Origin of the sequence: Streptomyces sp. ML-6, assembly GCF_030116705.1 — a bacterium.
Classification (GTDB): Bacteria; Actinomycetota; Actinomycetes; order Streptomycetales; family Streptomycetaceae; genus Streptomyces.
In genome coordinates this window covers 1,125,334-1,141,490 of sequence record NZ_JAOTIK010000001.1, presented here as the reverse complement: position 1 = coordinate 1,141,490, position 16,157 = coordinate 1,125,334, and the positions used below count along the sequence as shown (strand labels likewise).

The following is a 16,157-nucleotide window of genomic DNA, read 5'->3' as shown; positions in this document are numbered from 1 at the left end:
GCTCGGCCCACCGACCCTCGGGAAGGCCATGCTGAACAAGTACGCGCGTGCATTTTTTACGCGTGTCCTCACACCGTTCGCCGCACTGCTCCTCCGTCTCGGCGTGAGCCCTGACGCGGTCACGCTGATCGGTACGGCCGGAGTGGTGGCGGGTGCCCTGGTCTTCTTCCCGATGGGGGAGTTCTTCTGGGGCACGATCGTCATCACGGTCTTCGTCTTCTCCGACCTCGTCGACGGGAACATGGCCCGCCAGGCCGGCATCTCCAGCCGCTGGGGCGCGTTCCTGGACTCGACGCTGGACCGGGTCGCCGACGGGGCGATCTTCGGCGGTTTCGCGCTCTGGTACGCGGGCCGGGGCGACGACAACGTGCTCTGCGCGGTCGCGATCTTCTGCCTGGCCAGCGGCCAGGTGGTGTCGTACACGAAGGCGCGCGGCGAGTCGATCGGGCTGCCGGTCGCCGTCAACGGGCTCGTGGAGCGCGCCGAGCGGCTGGTGGTCTCGCTGGTCGCGGCCGGATTCGCCGGCCTGCACAAGTTCGGGGTCCCCGGCATTCAGGTGCTGCTGCCGATCGCGCTGTGGATCGTCGCCGTGGGCAGCCTGGTGACGCTCGTGCAGCGGGTCGTCACCGTGCGCCGCGAGTCCGCCGAGGCCGACGCCGCCGAGGCGGCCGCCTCGCAGGGCAGCGGGGGCGCCCAGTGAGCGACGCACCGGGGAGCGGCCGGACCGGTCCGCGCGACCGGCTGACGGACGGGCTGTACGGGCTCGGCTGGGCCGCCGTCAAGAAGCTTCCCGAGCCGGTCGCCCGGTCCCTCTTCCGGACCATCGCCGACCAGGTGTGGAAGCGGCGCGGCAAGAGCGTGCTGCGACTGGAGTCAAACCTGGCCCGGGTCGTGCCCGACGCGTCACCGGCCCGGCTGGCCGAGCTCTCCCGGGCCGGCCTGCGTTCGTACATGCGTTACTGGATGGAGTCGTTCCGGCTGCCCACCTGGAGCCCGGAGCGGATCAAGGCGTCCATAGAGGTGACCGACGCGCACCGGCTGACCGAGGGGCTGGACGCCGGCCGCGGCGTCATCCTCGCCCTGCCGCACCTGGCGAACTGGGACCTGGCGGGCGCCTGGGTCACCACCGATCTCAAGGTGCCCTTCACCACGGTCGCCGAGCGGCTGAAGCCGGAGACCCTGTACGACCGGTTCGTCGCCTACCGCGAGGGACTCGGCATGGAGGTCCTGCCGCACAGCGGCGGGGCCGCCTTCGGCACCCTGGCCCGGCGGCTGCGCTCGGGCGGACTGGTCTGCCTGGTGGCCGACCGCGACCTGTCGGCCTCCGGGGTCGAGGTGTCCTTCTTCGGCGACACCGCGCGCATGCCCGCGGGCCCGGCGCTGCTCGCCCAGCAGACCGGCGCGCTGCTGCTGCCGGTGACGCTCGGCTACGACGACACACCCGTGATGAAGGCGCGCCTCCACCCCCCGGTCGAGGTGCCCGCCACGGGCGACCGCACGGAGCGGACGTCCGCGATGACCCAGGCGCTGGCCGACGCCTTCGCCGTCGGGATCGCCGAGCACCCGGAGGACTGGCACATGCTGCAACGGCTCTGGCTCGCCGACCTGGAGCCCCGGGAGGACCGGCCGTGAAGATCGGCATCGTCTGCCCGTACTCCTGGGACGTGCCCGGAGGCGTGCAGTTCCACATCCGCGACCTGGCCGAGCACCTGATCCGGCTGGGACACCAGGTGTCGGTGCTGGCACCCGCGGACGACGAGACCCCGCTGCCGCCGTACGTGGTGTCGGCCGGCCGGGCCGTGCCCGTCCCGTACAACGGCTCCGTGGCCCGGCTGAACTTCGGTTTCCTCTCCGCCGCCCGGGTCCGCCGCTGGCTGCACGACGGCACCTTCGACGTGATCCACATCCACGAACCGACCTCGCCGTCGCTCGGGCTGCTCGCCTGCTGGGCCGCGCAGGGGCCGATCGTCGCCACGTTCCACACCTCCAATCCGCGCTCCCGGGCCATGATCGCGGCGTACCCGATCCTGCAGCCGGCCCTGGAGAAGATCAGCGCGCGGATCGCGGTGAGCGAGTACGCGCGCCGCACCCTGGTCGAGCACCTGGGCGGCGACGCGGTCGTCATCCCGAACGGCGTCGACGTCGACTTCTTCGCCGCCGCCGAGCCCAAGGCCGAGTGGCAGGGGGGAACGATCGGCTTCATCGGACGCATCGACGAGCCCCGCAAGGGCCTGCCCGTCCTGATGCGGGCGCTGCCCGCGATCCTGGAGGCGCGCCCGGACGCCAGGCTCCTGGTGGCGGGGCGGGGCGACGAGGAGGAGGCCGTCGCCTCGCTGCCCGGGAAGATGCGCGAGCGCGTCGAGTTCCTCGGCATGGTGAGCGACGAGGACAAGGCCCGGCTGCTGCGCAGCATCGACGTGTACGTCGCCCCCAACACGGGCGGCGAGAGCTTCGGGATCATCCTGGTCGAGGCCATGTCGGCCGGCGCCCCGGTCCTCGCCAGCGACCTGGACGCGTTCGCACAGGTCCTGGACCAGGGCGCGGCGGGCGAGCTCTTCGCCAACGAGGACGCGGACGCGCTGGCGGAGGCCGCGATCCGGCTGCTCGGCGACCCGGCCCGCCGCACGGAACTGCGCGAGCGGGGAACCGCCCACGTGCGGCGGTTCGACTGGTCGACGGTCGGGGCGGACATCCTCGCGGTGTACGAGACGGTGACGGACGGCGCGGCCTCGGTGGCGGCCGACGAACGCCCGGGGCTGCGCGCCCGGCTCGGCCTGGCCCGGGACTAGGGGCTTTTCGGGACCAGGGGCTTTGGGACCGGCCCGCCCGGCGTGCCGTCGCGCTGCCCCGGGGCGGGGACCAGGAACCTTCCTCCTGTCCGGATCGTGCGGGGGCCGCGCGGTGCACCGCCGGGGTTCCGCGTCGGCCGGGCGGGGGCTCCGGGATCTGCCCGGGCGGCGGTTTCCCGGGGGCCGGGGCCGCCCGTGCCGGCCGGTGGGCGTCACGCCGTGTGCGCACCGGCGGTAGCCTTGCCGCCCGTGATCGAAACCCTCATCTGGATCGCCGTCGCGGTCGTCGCGATCGGCATGTACCTCAGCTGGACCGCCGGACGGCTGGACCGGCTGCACACCCGTATCGACGCCGCCCGCGCCGCCCTCGACGCCCAGCTCCTGCGCCGGGCATCGGTCACCCAGGAACTGGCCACGTCCGGTGTCCTCGACCCGGCCGCGTCCATCGTGCTGTACGAGGCCGCGCACGCCGCCCGGCAGGCGGAGGAGGAGAACCGCGAGGTCGCCGAGAGCGAGCTGAGCACCGCACTGCGCGCGGTCTTCGGCGAGGCGGCGCAGGTGGAGGCGGTGAAGGAGATCCCCGCCGGCGAGGAGGCCGCGCTCGAACTGGCCGCCGCCGTGCGCCGCGTACCGATGGCCCGGCGGTTCCACAACGACGCGGTGCGCGCGGCGCGCGCGCTGCGCCGCCACCGCAAGGTGCGGTGGTTCCGGCTGGCCGGCCACGCCCCGTTCCCGCTCGCCTTCGAGATGGACGACGAACCGCCGGTGGCCCTCGCGGACCGCCCCGTCGGCTGAGCCGAAACCGGTCCTTTCCCGCGTGACCGGGGCCACATCCCGGCCCGTACACGCGCAAAACGATCCACCGGCCTCTCATTGGCCCTTGTCGTGGACTGTTCCCGGAGAGTTTGCTCAGCTCTGCGCCAACCAGCGCTTTCGGCAACTTTTTCTCCGAGTGAGGTCGATCCATGTCCACGCTTCCCTCCACCCCGCAGTCCGCCGACTTCCCGGCCACCGGAACCGCCCGCGTCAAGCGCGGCATGGCCGAGCAGCTCAAGGGCGGGGTGATCATGGACGTCGTCAACGCCGAACAGGCCAAGATCGCCGAGGACGCGGGCGCCGTGGCCGTCATGGCCCTGGAGCGGGTTCCGGCCGACATCCGCAAGGACGGCGGCGTGGCCCGGATGTCCGACCCGAACATGATCGAGGAGATCATCGAGGCCGTCTCCATCCCGGTGATGGCGAAGTCGCGCATCGGCCACTTCGTCGAGGCCCAGGTCCTGCAGTCCCTGGGGGTCGACTACATCGACGAGTCCGAGGTCCTCACCCCGGCCGACGAGGTCAACCACAGCGACAAGTTCGCCTTCACCACCCCGTTCGTCTGCGGCGCCACCAACCTGGGCGAGGCCCTGCGCCGCATCGCCGAGGGCGCGGCCATGATCCGCTCGAAGGGTGAGGCCGGCACCGGGAACGTCGTCGAGGCGGTCCGCCACCTGCGCCAGATCAAGAACGAGATCGCCCGGCTGCGCGGCTACGACAACAATGAGCTGTACGCCGCCGCCAAGGAGCTCCGCGCCCCGTACGAGCTGGTCAAGGAGGTCGCCGAGCTCGGCAAGCTGCCCGTGGTGCTGTTCTCCGCCGGTGGTGTCGCCACCCCGGCCGACGCCGCGCTCATGCGCCAGCTCGGCGCCGAGGGCGTCTTCGTCGGCTCCGGCATCTTCAAGTCCGGCGACCCTGCCAAGCGCGCCGCCGCGATCGTGAAGGCCACCACCTTCTACGACGACCCGAAGATCATCGCGGACGCCTCCCGGAACCTGGGCGAGGCCATGGTCGGCATCAACTGCGACACCCTGCCCGAGACCGAGCGCTACGCCAACCGCGGCTGGTAAGCACCGATGAGCGACACCCCTGTGATCGGAGTCCTGGCCCTCCAGGGCGACGTACGGGAACACCTGATCGCCCTGGCCTCGGCGGACGCCCTGGCCAGGCCGGTCCGGCGGCCCGAGGAACTCGCCGAGGTCGACGGCCTGGTCCTGCCCGGCGGCGAGTCCACCACGATGTCCAAGCTGGCCACCCTGTTCGGCATGCTGGACCCCCTGCGCGCACGGGTGCGAGGCGGCCTGCCCGTCTACGGCACCTGCGCCGGAATGATCCTGCTCGCCGACAAGATCCTCGACCCGCGCGCGGACCAGGAGACGATCGGCGGGATCGACATGATCGTGCGCCGCAACGCCTTCGGGCGGCAGAACGAGTCCTTCGAGGCCGCCGTCGAGGTCGCCGGCGTCGCGGGCGGCCCGGTGGAGGGCGTCTTCATCCGCGCCCCCTGGGTGGAGTCGGTCGGCGCGCGCGCCGAGGTGGTGGCGGAGCACGACGGCCACATCGTCGCCGTACGTCAGGGAAACGCCCTGGCCACGTCATTCCATCCGGAATTGACCGGGGACCACCGTGTTCACGCGTTGTTCGTGGACATGGTGCGCGCAGTCGGCTGACTCGATCCCGGTAGGATCTCTCGGGTTCGAATCGTTTTTGGTGACGCGAAGGAGAAGGCAGTGTCCGGCCACTCTAAATGGGCTACGACGAAGCACAAGAAGGCCGTGATTGACGCCAAGCGCGGCAAGCTCTTCGCGAAGCTGATCAAGAACATCGAGGTCGCCGCCCGCACCGGGGGTGCCGACCCCGATGGGAACCCGACCCTTGTGGACGCGATCCAGAAGGCCAAGAAGAGCTCCGTACCGAACAAGAACATCGACTCCGCGGTCAAGCGCGGTGCCGGTCTCGAAGCGGGCGGCGTCGACTACCAGACGATCATGTACGAGGGTTACGGTCCGAACGGCGTCGCGGTGCTCATCGAGTGCCTCACCGACAATCGCAACCGCGCCGCGTCCGACGTGCGTGTCGCGATGACCCGCAACGGCGGCTCGATGGCCGACCCGGGCTCGGTGTCGTACCTCTTCAACCGCAAGGGCGTCGTGATCGTCCCCAAGGGCGAGCTGACCGAGGACGACGTCCTGGGCGCCGTGCTCGACGCGGGCGCCGAGGAGGTCAACGACCTCGGCGAGAACTACGAGGTCGTCAGCGAGGCCACCGACCTGGTCGCGGTCCGCACCGCGCTCCAGGAGGCCGGGATCGACTACGACTCCGCCGACGCCAACTTCCTGCCCACCATGCAGGTCGAGCTGGACGAGGAGGGCGCGCGCAAGATCTTCAAGCTGATCGACGCGCTGGAGGACAGCGACGACGTGCAGAACGTCTTCGCCAACTTCGACGTCTCGGACGAGGTCATGGAGAAGGTCGAGGCCTGAGCCCGGCTCAGCGGCACGGCCTCCACGGACGGGCCGACGGGGGACACACACCCCGTCGGCCCGTCGCATTGTCAGTGCGAGCGGATAGCCTGCGGGAACAGTTGAACGATCGGCACGGAAGGGGGCATCCCATGCGGGTACTCGGCGTCGACCCGGGGCTGACCCGGTGCGGTGTCGGCGTCGTCGAGGGCGTCGCCGGCCGCCCCCTGACGATGCTCGGCGTCGGAGTGGTGCGCACCCCCGCCGACGCGGAACTCGGCCACCGGCTGGTCGCCATCGAGCGCGGCATCGAGGAATGGCTCGACGAACACCGGCCGGAGTTCGTCGCCGTGGAGCGGGTCTTCAGCCAGCACAACGTGCGTACGGTGATGGGGACCGCCCAGGCCAGCGCCGTCGCCATGCTCTGCGCGTCCCGGCGCGGCATACCGGTCGCCCTGCACACCCCCAGCGAGGTCAAGGCGGCCGTGACCGGCAGCGGCCGCGCCGACAAGGGACAGGTCGGCGCGATGGTCACCCGGCTGCTGCGGCTCGACGCCCCGCCGAAACCGGCCGACGCGGCCGACGCCCTCGCGCTCGCCATCTGCCACATCTGGCGCGCCCCCGCCGTCAACCGCCTCCAGCAGGCCCACGCCGCCGCCGCCCGGCGCGCCCCCCGTACACCCGCGGTTCCCGTCCGGAAGGTCCCCCGATGATCGCCTTCGTCAGCGGCCCCGTGGCCGCACTCGCCCCGACCACGGCCGTGATCGAGGTCGGTGGCATCGGCATGGCCGTCCAGTGCACGCCGAACACCCTCGCCGGCCTCCGGGTCGGCACGGACGCCAGACTCGCCACCTCTCTCGTCGTACGGGAGGACTCCCTCACCCTCTACGGCTTCGCCGACGACGACGAGCGGCAGGTCTTCGAGCTGCTCCAGACCGCCAGCGGGGTCGGCCCCCGGCTCGCCCAGGCCATGCTCGCCACCCACAGCCCCGACGCCCTGCGCACCGCGGTCGCCACCGGCGACGAGAAGGCGCTCACCGCCGTCTCGGGCATCGGCAAGAAGGGGGCGCAGAAGCTCCTCCTCGAACTGAAGGACAGGCTCGGAGAACCCGTCGGGTCCCACGGCGTCCGGCAGGGCATCGGCACCGCCGTCACCTCCTCCTGGAGCGACCAGCTCCAGGCCGCCCTGATCGGTCTCGGCTACGCCACCCGCGAGGCCGACGAGGCGGTCGCCGCCGTCACCCCGCAGGCCGAGGCGGCCCTCGCCGAGGGCGGCCGGCCCCCCGTGCCGCAGCTGCTGCGCGCCGCCCTGCAGACCCTCAACCGCGCGCGCTGACCGGGGCGCGACACCCCGGGGACACCCCCGACGCCGGGCCGGGCACCGCACGGCACCGAACCATCCGAGGCGGGACAGACCACATGAACTGGGACGAGACCGGACCCGACAGCGACGAGCGGCTCGACGAGCGCCTCGTCCGGGCCGACGCGGACGGCGAGGACACCGCGGTCGAAGCGGCCCTGCGGCCGAAGGACCTCGACGAATTCGTCGGCCAGGAGAAGGTGCGCGAACAGCTCGACCTGGTCCTCAAGGCGGCCAGGGCCCGCGGCGCCACCGCCGACCACGTCCTGCTCTCCGGCGCCCCCGGCCTCGGCAAGACCACCCTCTCCATGATCATCGCGGCCGAGATGGGCGCACCGATCCGGATCACCTCCGGCCCCGCCATCCAGCACGCCGGCGACCTCGCCGCGATCCTCTCCTCCCTCCAGGAGGGCGAGGTCCTCTTCCTCGACGAGATCCACCGGATGTCGCGCCCCGCCGAGGAGATGCTCTACATGGCGATGGAGGACTTCCGGGTCGACGTCATCGTCGGCAAGGGCCCCGGCGCCACCGCCATCCCGCTGGAACTGCCGCCCTTCACCCTGGTCGGCGCGACCACCCGGGCCGGACTGCTGCCGCCGCCGCTGCGCGACCGCTTCGGCTTCACCGGCCACATGGAGTTCTACACCCCCGCCGAACTGGAACGCGTCATCCACCGCTCCGCCCGCCTGCTCGACGTGGAGACGGACGCGGAGGGCGCCGCCGAGATCGCCGGCCGTTCCCGCGGCACCCCCCGCATCGCCAACCGGCTGCTGCGCCGCGTCCGCGACTACGCCCAGGTCAAGGCCGACGGACGGATCGACCGCCCGGTCGCCGCCGCGGCCCTCGGGGTGTACGAGGTCGACGCCCGGGGCCTCGACCGGCTGGACCGGGCGGTGCTCGAAGCCCTGCTCAAGCTCTTCGGCGGCGGCCCCGTCGGGCTGTCCACCCTCGCGGTCGCGGTGGGGGAGGAGCGCGAGACGGTCGAGGAGGTCGCGGAGCCCTTCCTGGTCCGGGAGGGACTGCTGGCCAGGACCCCGCGCGGCCGGATCGCGACGCCCGCGGCCTGGGCCCACCTCGGCCTCGTACCCCCGCAGCACGGCGGAAAGGGACAACAGGGCCTGTTCGGGGCGTGAAGTGTCACAGGTTGGCCGAAGCAGGAACCACGGCACGGCTTCGGGCGTTGTTCCATCGATGCGGACTCGCTTAGACTCCGCCGATGCCGCCCTTAGCAGGTCGGTGTGCCCACCCCCGTAGATACAGGCCGCCCTCCAGCGCGGTCGTGCGAAGGAAACTCGTCCCGTGAATCCCGTGACTCTCCTCCCCTTCATCGTGCTCATCGGGGCCATGTTCCTGATGACGCGGTCCGCCAAGAAGAAGCAGGCGGCCGCAGTCCAGATGCGCAACGAGATGCAGCCCGGCACCGGCGTCCGGACGATCGGGGGCATGTACGCCACCGTCAAGGAGGTTCACGACGACACCGTCCTCCTCGAGGTCGCGCCCGGCGTGCACGCCGTCTACGCCAAGAACGCCGTCGGCGCCGTCCTCGACGACGAGGAGTACAACCGCATCGTCCACGGCGACGACGCCCTCGACGGCGCGATCGTTCCGGACGACGCCTCCTCGCTGACCGAGGACGCCTCGGACGACGCCGCGATCGACCTGGAGAAGAAGGCCGGGGCCGACGACGCCGAGCCGACGGACATCAAGTCCGACAAGAAGTCCGAGGGCAAGACCGACGGCGAGGCCGACGCGAAGTAGTCCACGCCCCGGGGAGTGGCGGACCCATCGGCGTCCGACACTCCCCGGACCGTGCGATCTTCTGCGGGGGCGGGTCCCCACTACACTTCGTGGCCGCTCGGGCGCGTACCCGGCGCGGGGCGGTTGGACAGGGAGAAACGAGAAGGTGGCAGCACCGAAGAAGAGCCGGGGAGCGTCCGGCGGTCAGGGCAAGCCGGGGCGTTCCCTGGCTCTGATCCTGATCGCCATGGTCGCGCTCATCGGCGGGATGTTCCTGGCTGATCAGCCGACACCGCGGCTCGGCATCGACCTGGCGGGTGGCACGTCCATCACGCTGGAGGCGAAGAGCGAGCCGGGCCAGGAATCGGCGGTCAACAAGACCAACATGGAGACGGCGGTCCAGATCATGGAGCGCCGTGTCAATGGTCTCGGGGTCTCCGAGGCCGAGGTCCAGACCCAGGGCGATCGCAACATCATCGTCAACATCCCCAAGGGCACGAACTCCGCCCAGGCCCGTGAGCAGGTCGGTACCACCGCCAAGCTCTACTTCCGGCCGGTGCTGACCGTCGCCCAGGGCATGCCCACCCCGGACCCCGGCGCCTCGTCGTCCGGCAAGCCCTCCCCGTCCACCAGCCCGAGCGCCTCGGCGTCGGAGGGCGCCACCGCGACGGACAAGGACGACAAGGACAAGTCCTCGGCGACGCCGAGCGCGACCGCCACCACCCAGGGCCGCGCGGTCACCGGAGCCCTCAAGGCCGACTCCACGCCGAGCCCGGACGCGAGCACCAAGCCGAAGACCGACGCCTCGCCGTCGCCCTCCGCCGGGGGGGACGCCGCCGAGACCAAGCTGCAGAAGCAGTTCGCGGAGCTCGACTGCTCCAGCAAGGAACTCCGCTCCAAGGCCGCGCGGGGAATCAAGCCCGCCGACAGCACGGTCGCGTGCAGCTCCGACGGTGCGGAGAAGTACATCCTCGGCCCGTCCGAGGTGTCCGGCACCGAGGTCGACAGCGCCAAGGCCAACTTCGACCAGCAGCGCGGCATGTGGATCGTCCAGATGGAGTTCACCGGCAAGGGCTCCAAGCAGTTCCAGAAGATCACCAGCAAGCTCTCCCAGCTGCAGCAGCCGCAGAACCAGTTCGCCATCGCGCTCGACGGCGAAGTCGTCTCGGCGCCCTCCGTCCGCACGACGCTCAGCGGCAGCGCGGAGATCTCCGGCAGCTTCACCCAGCAGTCCGCCGAGGACCTGGCCAACGTGCTCTCCTACGGTGCGCTCCCGCTCTCGTTCAGCGAGCAGAGCGTCACCACCGTCACCGCCGCGCTCGGCGGCGAGCAGCTGCGGGCCGGTCTGATCGCCGGCGCCATCGGGCTCGCCCTGGTGGTCATCTACCTGCTCGTCTACTACCGCGGTCTCGCGTTCATCGCCCTGCTGAGCCTGCTGACCTCCGGCATCCTGACCTACACGCTCATGTCGCTGCTCGGCCCGGCCATCGGCTTCGCGCTGAACCTCCCGGCGGTCTGCGGCGCCATCGTCGCCATCGGCATCACGGCCGACTCCTTCATCGTGTACTTCGAACGGGTCCGGGACGAGATCCGCGAGGGCCGTACGCTCCGCCCGGCCGTCGAACGGGCCTGGCCGCGCGCCCGCCGCACCATCCTGGTCTCCGACTTCGTCTCGTTCCTCGCCGCGGCGGTGCTCTTCGTCGTCACCGTCGGCAAGGTCCAGGGCTTCGCCTTCACGCTGGGGCTCACCACCCTGCTCGACGTGGTCGTGGTGTTCTTCTTCACCAAGCCCCTCATGACGCTGATGGCCCGCACGAAGTTCTTCTCCAGCGGCCACCCGTGGTCCGGCCTGGACCCGAAGCGGCTCGGCGCCAAGCCGCCGCTGCGCCGCTCGCGCCGTGTCACCGCCCCCACTCACCCGAAGGAGGCGTGAGATGTCGCGACTCGGCACCATCGGCGCCCGTCTCTACCGCGGCGAGGTCGGCTACGACTTCATCGGCAAGCGCAAGATCTGGTACGGCGTCTCGATCCTGATCACCATCACGGCCATCGTCGGCCTGGTGGTCAGCGGCCTCAACATGGGCATCGAGTTCAAGGGCGGCGCGGTCTTCACCACCCCGAAGACCAGCGCCACCGTCGCCGAGGCGGAGGACCTGGCGACGGAGGCCTCCGGCCACCAGGCGATCGTCCAGAAGCTCGGCAACGGCGGCCTGCGCATCCAGATCACCGAGGTCGACACCGCCAAGTCGGACCAGATCAAGGAACAACTCTCCAAGGACCTCGAGGTCCCCGCGGAGAAGATCGCCGCCGACCTGGTCGGCCCCAGCTGGGGCGAGCAGATCGCCAACAAGGCCTGGACCGGCCTCGGCATCTTCATGGTCCTCGTGGTGATCTACCTGGCCATCGCCTTCGAGTGGCGCATGGCCGTCGCGGCCCTGGTCGCACTGATCCACGACATCACCATCACGGTCGGCATCTACGCCCTGGTCGGCTTCGAGGTCACCCCGGGCACCGTGATCGGTCTGCTGACGATCCTCGGTTACTCCCTGTACGACACCGTCGTGGTCTTCGACAGCCTCAAGGAGAGCACGGTCGACATCACCAAGCAGACCCGCTGGACCTACAGCGAGATCGCCAACCGGTCCATCAACGGCACGCTGGTGCGTTCCATCAACACCACCGTCGTGGCACTGCTGCCGGTCGCCGGCCTGCTCTTCATCGGCGGCGGCGTGCTCGGCGCCGGCATGTTGAACGACATCTCGCTGTCGCTCTTCGTCGGTCTCGCCGCCGGTGCGTACTCCTCGATCTTCATCGCCACGCCGCTCGTCGCCGACCTCAAGGAACGCGACCCGCAGATGAAGGCCCTGAAGAAGCGGATCCTCGCCAAGCGCGCGGCGGCCGCCGCCAAGGGCGAGTCCGCCGAGGGCGACCCCTCGGACGACTCCGCCCAGGACGCCGCCCCCGCCGCCGCGGTCGTCGGCCAGCGCCAGCAGCCCCCCCAGGGGCCACGGCCGGACCCCGGGGAAGCGTTGAGATGACCAGCACCACCGAAAGCACCCGTGAGCTCCTGCTCAGCCGGATCCGCGACGTGCCGGACTACCCGAAGCCGGGCGTGATCTTCAAGGACATCACCCCGCTGCTCGCGGACCCGTCGGCGTTCACGGCCCTCACCGACACCCTCGCGGAGCTGTGCGTACGGCACGGCGCCACGAAGGTGGTCGGCCTGGAGGCCCGCGGCTTCATCCTGGCCGCCCCGGTCGCGGTCCGGGCCGGCCTCGGCTTCGTCCCCGTCCGCAAGGCGGGCAAGCTGCCCGGAGCCACGCTCAGCCAGGCGTACGAGCTGGAGTACGGCACCGCCGAGATCGAGATCCACGCGGAGGACCTGTCCGTCGGCGACCGCATCATGGTCATCGACGACATCCTCGCGACCGGCGGCACCGCCGAGGCCTCGCTGGAGCTGATCCGCCGGGCCGGCGCCGAGGTCGCGGGCGTCGCGGTCCTCATGGAGCTCGGCTTCCTGGCCGGACGCACCCGGCTGCGGCAGGGCCTGCGCGACGCTCCGCTGGAAGTGCTGATCACGGTCTGAGCCGCCTCGGACCGCATGCGGCGCCACCTCGCACGACACGGTACGGACCCCCGGGAACAACCGGGGGTCCGTACCGTGTTGTGGTGGGTCTCACGGTCCCCGGGGGAGGACCGGCCACCGGGTCGATACGATGGCCTTTCCGGGTATCCGGATCCGCACGAGGAGCGCTCTTGCCAGACGAGGCCCAGCCAGTTGCCGCCCCGCAGCCCGACAAGCCCGCGGCGGCCTCCGTCACGCCCGGGAAGAAGCAGCCCGCGGACAAGCCGAAGCCCCCGGCCCCCGAGCCCGGAACGGGCCCGGACCGGGCGGGCACGTCGGCGTCCGGGGCCGCGTCCCCCGGGCAGCCGGCCGCGCCGGCACCCCCGGCCGCGTCCGCCCCGAAGCCCCCGGCGAAGCCCGCGGCCAAACCCCTCGCCCCGAGCGCGCCCACGAGCCGCTCCGGCGGCTCGTCCAACCGGGTACGGGCCAGGCTCGCCCGCCTCGGAGTGCAGCGCTCCAGCCCGTACAACCCGGTGCTCGAACCGCTGCTGCGCATCGTCCGCGGCAACGACCCCAAGATCGAGACCGCCACGCTGCGCCAGATCGAGCGCGCCTACCAGGTCGCCGAACGCTGGCACCGCGGTCAGAAGCGCAAGAGCGGCGACCCGTACATCACGCACCCGCTCGCCGTCACCACCATCCTCGCCGAGCTGGGCATGGACCCGGCGACGCTGATGGCGGGGCTGCTGCACGACACGGTCGAGGACACCGAGTACGGCCTGGACACCCTGCGCCGCGACTTCGGCGACCAGGTCGCCCTGCTGGTCGACGGCGTCACCAAGCTGGACAAGGTCAAGTTCGGCGAGGCCGCCCAGGCCGAGACCGTGCGCAAGATGGTCGTCGCGATGGCCAAGGACCCCCGGGTCCTGGTCATCAAGCTCGCCGACCGCCTGCACAACATGCGCACCATGCGCTACCTCAAGCGGGAGAAGCAGGAGAAGAAGGCCCGCGAGACCCTGGAGATCTACGCCCCGCTGGCACACCGGCTGGGCATGAACACCATCAAGTGGGAGCTGGAGGACCTCGCCTTCGCGATCCTCTACCCCAAGATGTACGACGAGATCGTCCGGCTCGTCGCCGAACGGGCCCCCAAGCGCGACGAGTACCTCGCCATAGTGACCGACGAGGTCCAGGCCGACCTGCGGGCCGCCCGGATCAAGGCCACCGTCACGGGACGGCCGAAGCACTACTACAGCGTCTACCAGAAGATGATCGTGCGGGGCCGGGACTTCGCCGAGATCTACGACCTGGTGGGCATCCGCGTCCTCGTCGACACCGTCCGCGACTGCTACGCGGCGCTCGGCACCGTCCACGCGCGATGGAATCCGGTGCCCGGCCGGTTCAAGGACTACATCGCGATGCCCAAGTTCAACATGTACCAGTCGCTGCACACCACGGTGATCGGTCCCAGCGGCAAGCCCGTCGAGCTCCAGATCCGCACCTTCGACATGCACCGCCGCGCCGAGTACGGCATCGCCGCGCACTGGAAGTACAAGCAAGAGGCCGTCGCCGGTGCTTCCAAGGTGCGCACCGACGTCCCCAGGAACACCGGCCGCAGCCAGGACACCGTCAACGACATGGCATGGCTGCGCCAGCTCCTGGACTGGCAGAAGGAGACCGAGGACCCCAGCGAGTTCCTGGAGTCGCTGCGCTTCGACCTCTCCCGCAACGAGGTCTTCGTCTTCACGCCCAAGGGAGACGTCATAGCGCTCCCTGCGGGCGCGACGCCGGTCGACTTCGCGTACGCCGTGCACACGGAGGTCGGCCACCGGACCATAGGGGCCCGGGTCAACGGACGGCTCGTACCGCTCGAATCGACCCTGGACAACGGCGACCTGGTGGAGGTCTTCACCTCCAAGGCATCCGGCGCCGGGCCCTCCCGGGACTGGCTGGGCTTCGTCAAGTCGCCCCGCGCCCGCAACAAGATCCGGGCCTGGTTCTCCAAGGAACGCCGCGACGAGGCGATCGAGCAGGGCAAGGACGCCATCGCGCGGGCCATGCGCAAGCAGAACCTGCCGATCCAGCGCATCCTGACGGGCGACTCCCTGGTCACCCTCGCCCACGAGATGCGCTACCCCGACATCTCGTCCCTGTACGCGGCGATCGGCGAGGGCCACGTCGCGGCCGCCGGGGTCGTGCAGAAGCTGGTCCAGGCGCTCGGCGGCGAGGACGCCGCCAACGAGGACATCGCCGAGAGCGCGCCGCCCTCGCGCGGCCGCGGCAAGCGCCGTTCCAACGCCGACCCGGGCGTGGTCGTCAAGGGCGTCGAGGACGTCTGGGTGAAGCTGGCCCGCTGCTGCACCCCCGTCCCCGGCGACCCGATCATCGGCTTCGTCACCCGGGGCAGCGGGGTCTCCGTGCACCGCGCCGACTGCGTCAACGTCGACTCGCTGTCCCAGCAGCCGGAGCGGATCCTGGACGTCGAGTGGGCGCCGACCCAGTCCTCGGTCTTCCTGGTCGCCATCCAGGTCGAGGCGCTGGACCGGTCGCGGCTGCTGTCCGACGTCACCCGCGTCCTGTCCGACCAGCACGTCAACATCCTGTCGGCGGCCGTGCAGACCTCCCGGGACCGGGTGGCCACCTCGCGCTTCACCTTCGAGATGGGCGACCCGAAGCACCTCGGCCACGTACTGAAGGCGGTACGCGGCGTGGAGGGCGTCTACGACGTCTACCGGGTGACCTCGGCCCGCCGGCCGTAGCGGCGGGCCGGGTGGTCTACGCGTCGACCTCGTACTGGCCGTACTCCAGGAAGTACCGCATCTCCTCGGGCGTGCCGTCGATGACCTCGATGACCGCCGCGCGCATCGCGTCGCCGAGGTCCGGGCGGGCGAGGATGCGGAAGAGGGCCACCTGGTCGTCCTCGGCCTGGGCGAGGCGGTAGCCGGTCTCCAGCCACTGGCGGATCTCCGGCGCGGTACCGGTTTCGAGGAGCGCGGTGACCTCCTTGGTGACCCGCTTCCCGGAGTCCGGATCGGCGAGGATGCGGAAGAGGGCGACCTGGTCGTCCTCGGCCTGGGCCAGCGGGTAACCGGTCTTCAGGAAGGCCCGCATGGCTTCCGTCGTGCCGTTGTCCAGGGCCTCGTTGGCCTCCCGCACGACCCGCTTGCCACTGTCCTCGTCCGCCAGGATGCGCAGGATCGCGATCCTCAGGTCGTCGTCGGACATCTCGTCCACCGGGATGTCCGATCCGCCGTCCGCCTGCACCGCGGTGACGGTGGCGGACGGGGACGCCGGTCCGGCGGCGAAGGCCGGAGCGGACAGGAGAAGGGCCGGGGCGAGGACGGCGGCTGCGGCACTCAGGGCGACACGGGTGGGTCTCATCGGTGAACCTGCCTCACATGCGTGGGTGAACGCGTGGAATCCGGCGC

The 16,157-nt window shown here is 71.1% G+C and carries 15 protein-coding genes and 1 pseudogene; 15 read left to right on the top strand and 1 reads right to left on the bottom strand.

Features of this window, described 5'->3' with window-relative positions:
* The first annotated feature begins 28 nt into the window (after positions 1–28).
* From pgsA to OCT49_RS04880, 15 genes and pseudogenes are all read left to right on the top strand, one after another.
* Positions 29–700 (top strand): phosphatidylinositol phosphate synthase, encoded by a 672-nt coding sequence (gene pgsA / locus OCT49_RS04950; protein WP_283850677.1) that lies wholly within the window; start codon positions 29–31, stop codon positions 698–700.
* Complete coding sequence (locus OCT49_RS04945) at positions 697–1,632, top strand: phosphatidylinositol mannoside acyltransferase (RefSeq protein WP_283850676.1); 936 nt, start codon at positions 697–699, stop codon at positions 1,630–1,632. Before pgsA ends, OCT49_RS04945 begins: the two co-directional genes overlap by 4 nt.
* Positions 1,629–2,789, top strand: a complete 1,161-nt coding sequence (locus OCT49_RS04940) for a glycosyltransferase family 4 protein (protein ID WP_283850675.1) — start codon at positions 1,629–1,631, stop codon at positions 2,787–2,789. The genes OCT49_RS04945 and OCT49_RS04940 overlap by 4 nt, the downstream gene beginning before the upstream one ends.
* Positions 2,790–3,086: 297 nt before the next feature.
* Positions 3,087–3,584: a hypothetical protein gene (locus tag OCT49_RS04935; protein ID WP_283855668.1), complete on the top strand. Its 498-nt coding sequence runs from the start codon at positions 3,087–3,089 to the stop codon at positions 3,582–3,584.
* 170 nt (positions 3,585–3,754) lie between these two features.
* A complete protein-coding gene (gene pdxS / locus OCT49_RS04930) occupies positions 3,755–4,675 on the top strand; it encodes a pyridoxal 5'-phosphate synthase lyase subunit PdxS (RefSeq protein WP_283850674.1) in 921 nt (306 codons plus the stop codon).
* A gap of 6 nt (positions 4,676–4,681) precedes the next feature.
* On the top strand, positions 4,682–5,275 hold the full coding sequence (gene pdxT, locus OCT49_RS04925; RefSeq protein ID WP_283850673.1) for a pyridoxal 5'-phosphate synthase glutaminase subunit PdxT: 594 nt from the start codon (positions 4,682–4,684) through the stop codon (positions 5,273–5,275).
* A gap of 60 nt (positions 5,276–5,335) precedes the next feature.
* On the top strand, positions 5,336–6,088 hold the full coding sequence (locus tag OCT49_RS04920; RefSeq protein ID WP_283850672.1) for a YebC/PmpR family DNA-binding transcriptional regulator: 753 nt from the start codon (positions 5,336–5,338) through the stop codon (positions 6,086–6,088).
* A gap of 131 nt (positions 6,089–6,219) precedes the next feature.
* On the top strand, positions 6,220–6,780 hold the full coding sequence (ruvC, locus tag OCT49_RS04915; protein ID WP_283850671.1) for a crossover junction endodeoxyribonuclease RuvC: 561 nt from the start codon (positions 6,220–6,222) through the stop codon (positions 6,778–6,780).
* Positions 6,777–7,403 (top strand): Holliday junction branch migration protein RuvA, encoded by a 627-nt coding sequence (ruvA, locus tag OCT49_RS04910; RefSeq protein ID WP_283850670.1) that lies wholly within the window; start codon positions 6,777–6,779, stop codon positions 7,401–7,403. The genes ruvC and ruvA overlap by 4 nt, the downstream gene beginning before the upstream one ends.
* Before the next feature lie 83 nt (positions 7,404–7,486).
* A complete protein-coding gene (ruvB, locus tag OCT49_RS04905; protein ID WP_283850669.1) occupies positions 7,487–8,560 on the top strand; it encodes a Holliday junction branch migration DNA helicase RuvB in 1,074 nt (357 codons plus the stop codon).
* 166 nt (positions 8,561–8,726) lie between these two features.
* Entirely contained in the window at positions 8,727–9,185 is a 459-nt protein-coding gene (yajC, locus tag OCT49_RS04900; RefSeq protein ID WP_283850668.1) for a preprotein translocase subunit YajC, read from the top strand.
* A gap of 145 nt (positions 9,186–9,330) precedes the next feature.
* Positions 9,331–11,097: a protein translocase subunit SecD gene (gene secD / locus OCT49_RS04895; RefSeq protein WP_283850667.1), complete on the top strand. Its 1,767-nt coding sequence runs from the start codon at positions 9,331–9,333 to the stop codon at positions 11,095–11,097.
* A gap of 1 nt (position 11,098) precedes the next feature.
* Positions 11,099–12,197: pseudogene (gene secF, locus OCT49_RS04890) on the top strand (protein translocase subunit SecF).
* Position 12,198: 1 nt separating this feature from the next.
* A complete protein-coding gene (locus OCT49_RS04885; RefSeq protein WP_283850666.1) occupies positions 12,199–12,750 on the top strand; it encodes an adenine phosphoribosyltransferase in 552 nt (183 codons plus the stop codon).
* 170 nt (positions 12,751–12,920) lie between these two features.
* A complete protein-coding gene (locus tag OCT49_RS04880; RefSeq protein WP_283850665.1) occupies positions 12,921–15,488 on the top strand; it encodes a RelA/SpoT family protein in 2,568 nt (855 codons plus the stop codon).
* Between the two features lie 16 nt (positions 15,489–15,504).
* On the opposite strand, the gene OCT49_RS04875 is transcribed toward OCT49_RS04880, so the two are convergent.
* Positions 15,505–16,110: an ALF repeat-containing protein gene (locus tag OCT49_RS04875; RefSeq protein ID WP_283850664.1), complete on the bottom strand. Its 606-nt coding sequence runs from the start codon at positions 16,108–16,110 to the stop codon at positions 15,505–15,507.
* Between the last annotated feature and the right edge of the window lie 47 nt (positions 16,111–16,157).

Excerpts from the sequence above, each read along its gene's own strand:
- pgsA (WP_283850677.1), top strand. The coding sequence starts at position 29 with ATGCTGAACAAGTACGCGCGTGCATTTTTTACGCGTGTCCTCACACCG.
- OCT49_RS04935 (WP_283855668.1), top strand. The coding sequence starts at position 3,087 with ATGTACCTCAGCTGGACCGCCGGACGGCTGGACCGGCTGCACACCCGT.
- ruvA (WP_283850670.1), top strand. The coding sequence starts at position 6,777 with ATGATCGCCTTCGTCAGCGGCCCCGTGGCCGCACTCGCCCCGACCACG.
- ruvB (WP_283850669.1), top strand. The coding sequence starts at position 7,487 with ATGAACTGGGACGAGACCGGACCCGACAGCGACGAGCGGCTCGACGAG.
- ruvC (WP_283850671.1), top strand. The coding sequence starts at position 6,220 with ATGCGGGTACTCGGCGTCGACCCGGGGCTGACCCGGTGCGGTGTCGGC.
- pdxS (WP_283850674.1), top strand. The coding sequence starts at position 3,755 with ATGTCCACGCTTCCCTCCACCCCGCAGTCCGCCGACTTCCCGGCCACC.
- OCT49_RS04885 (WP_283850666.1), top strand. The coding sequence starts at position 12,199 with ATGACCAGCACCACCGAAAGCACCCGTGAGCTCCTGCTCAGCCGGATC.
- OCT49_RS04875 (WP_283850664.1), bottom strand. The coding sequence starts at position 16,110 with ATGAGACCCACCCGTGTCGCCCTGAGTGCCGCAGCCGCCGTCCTCGCC.
- pdxT (WP_283850673.1), top strand. The coding sequence starts at position 4,682 with ATGAGCGACACCCCTGTGATCGGAGTCCTGGCCCTCCAGGGCGACGTA.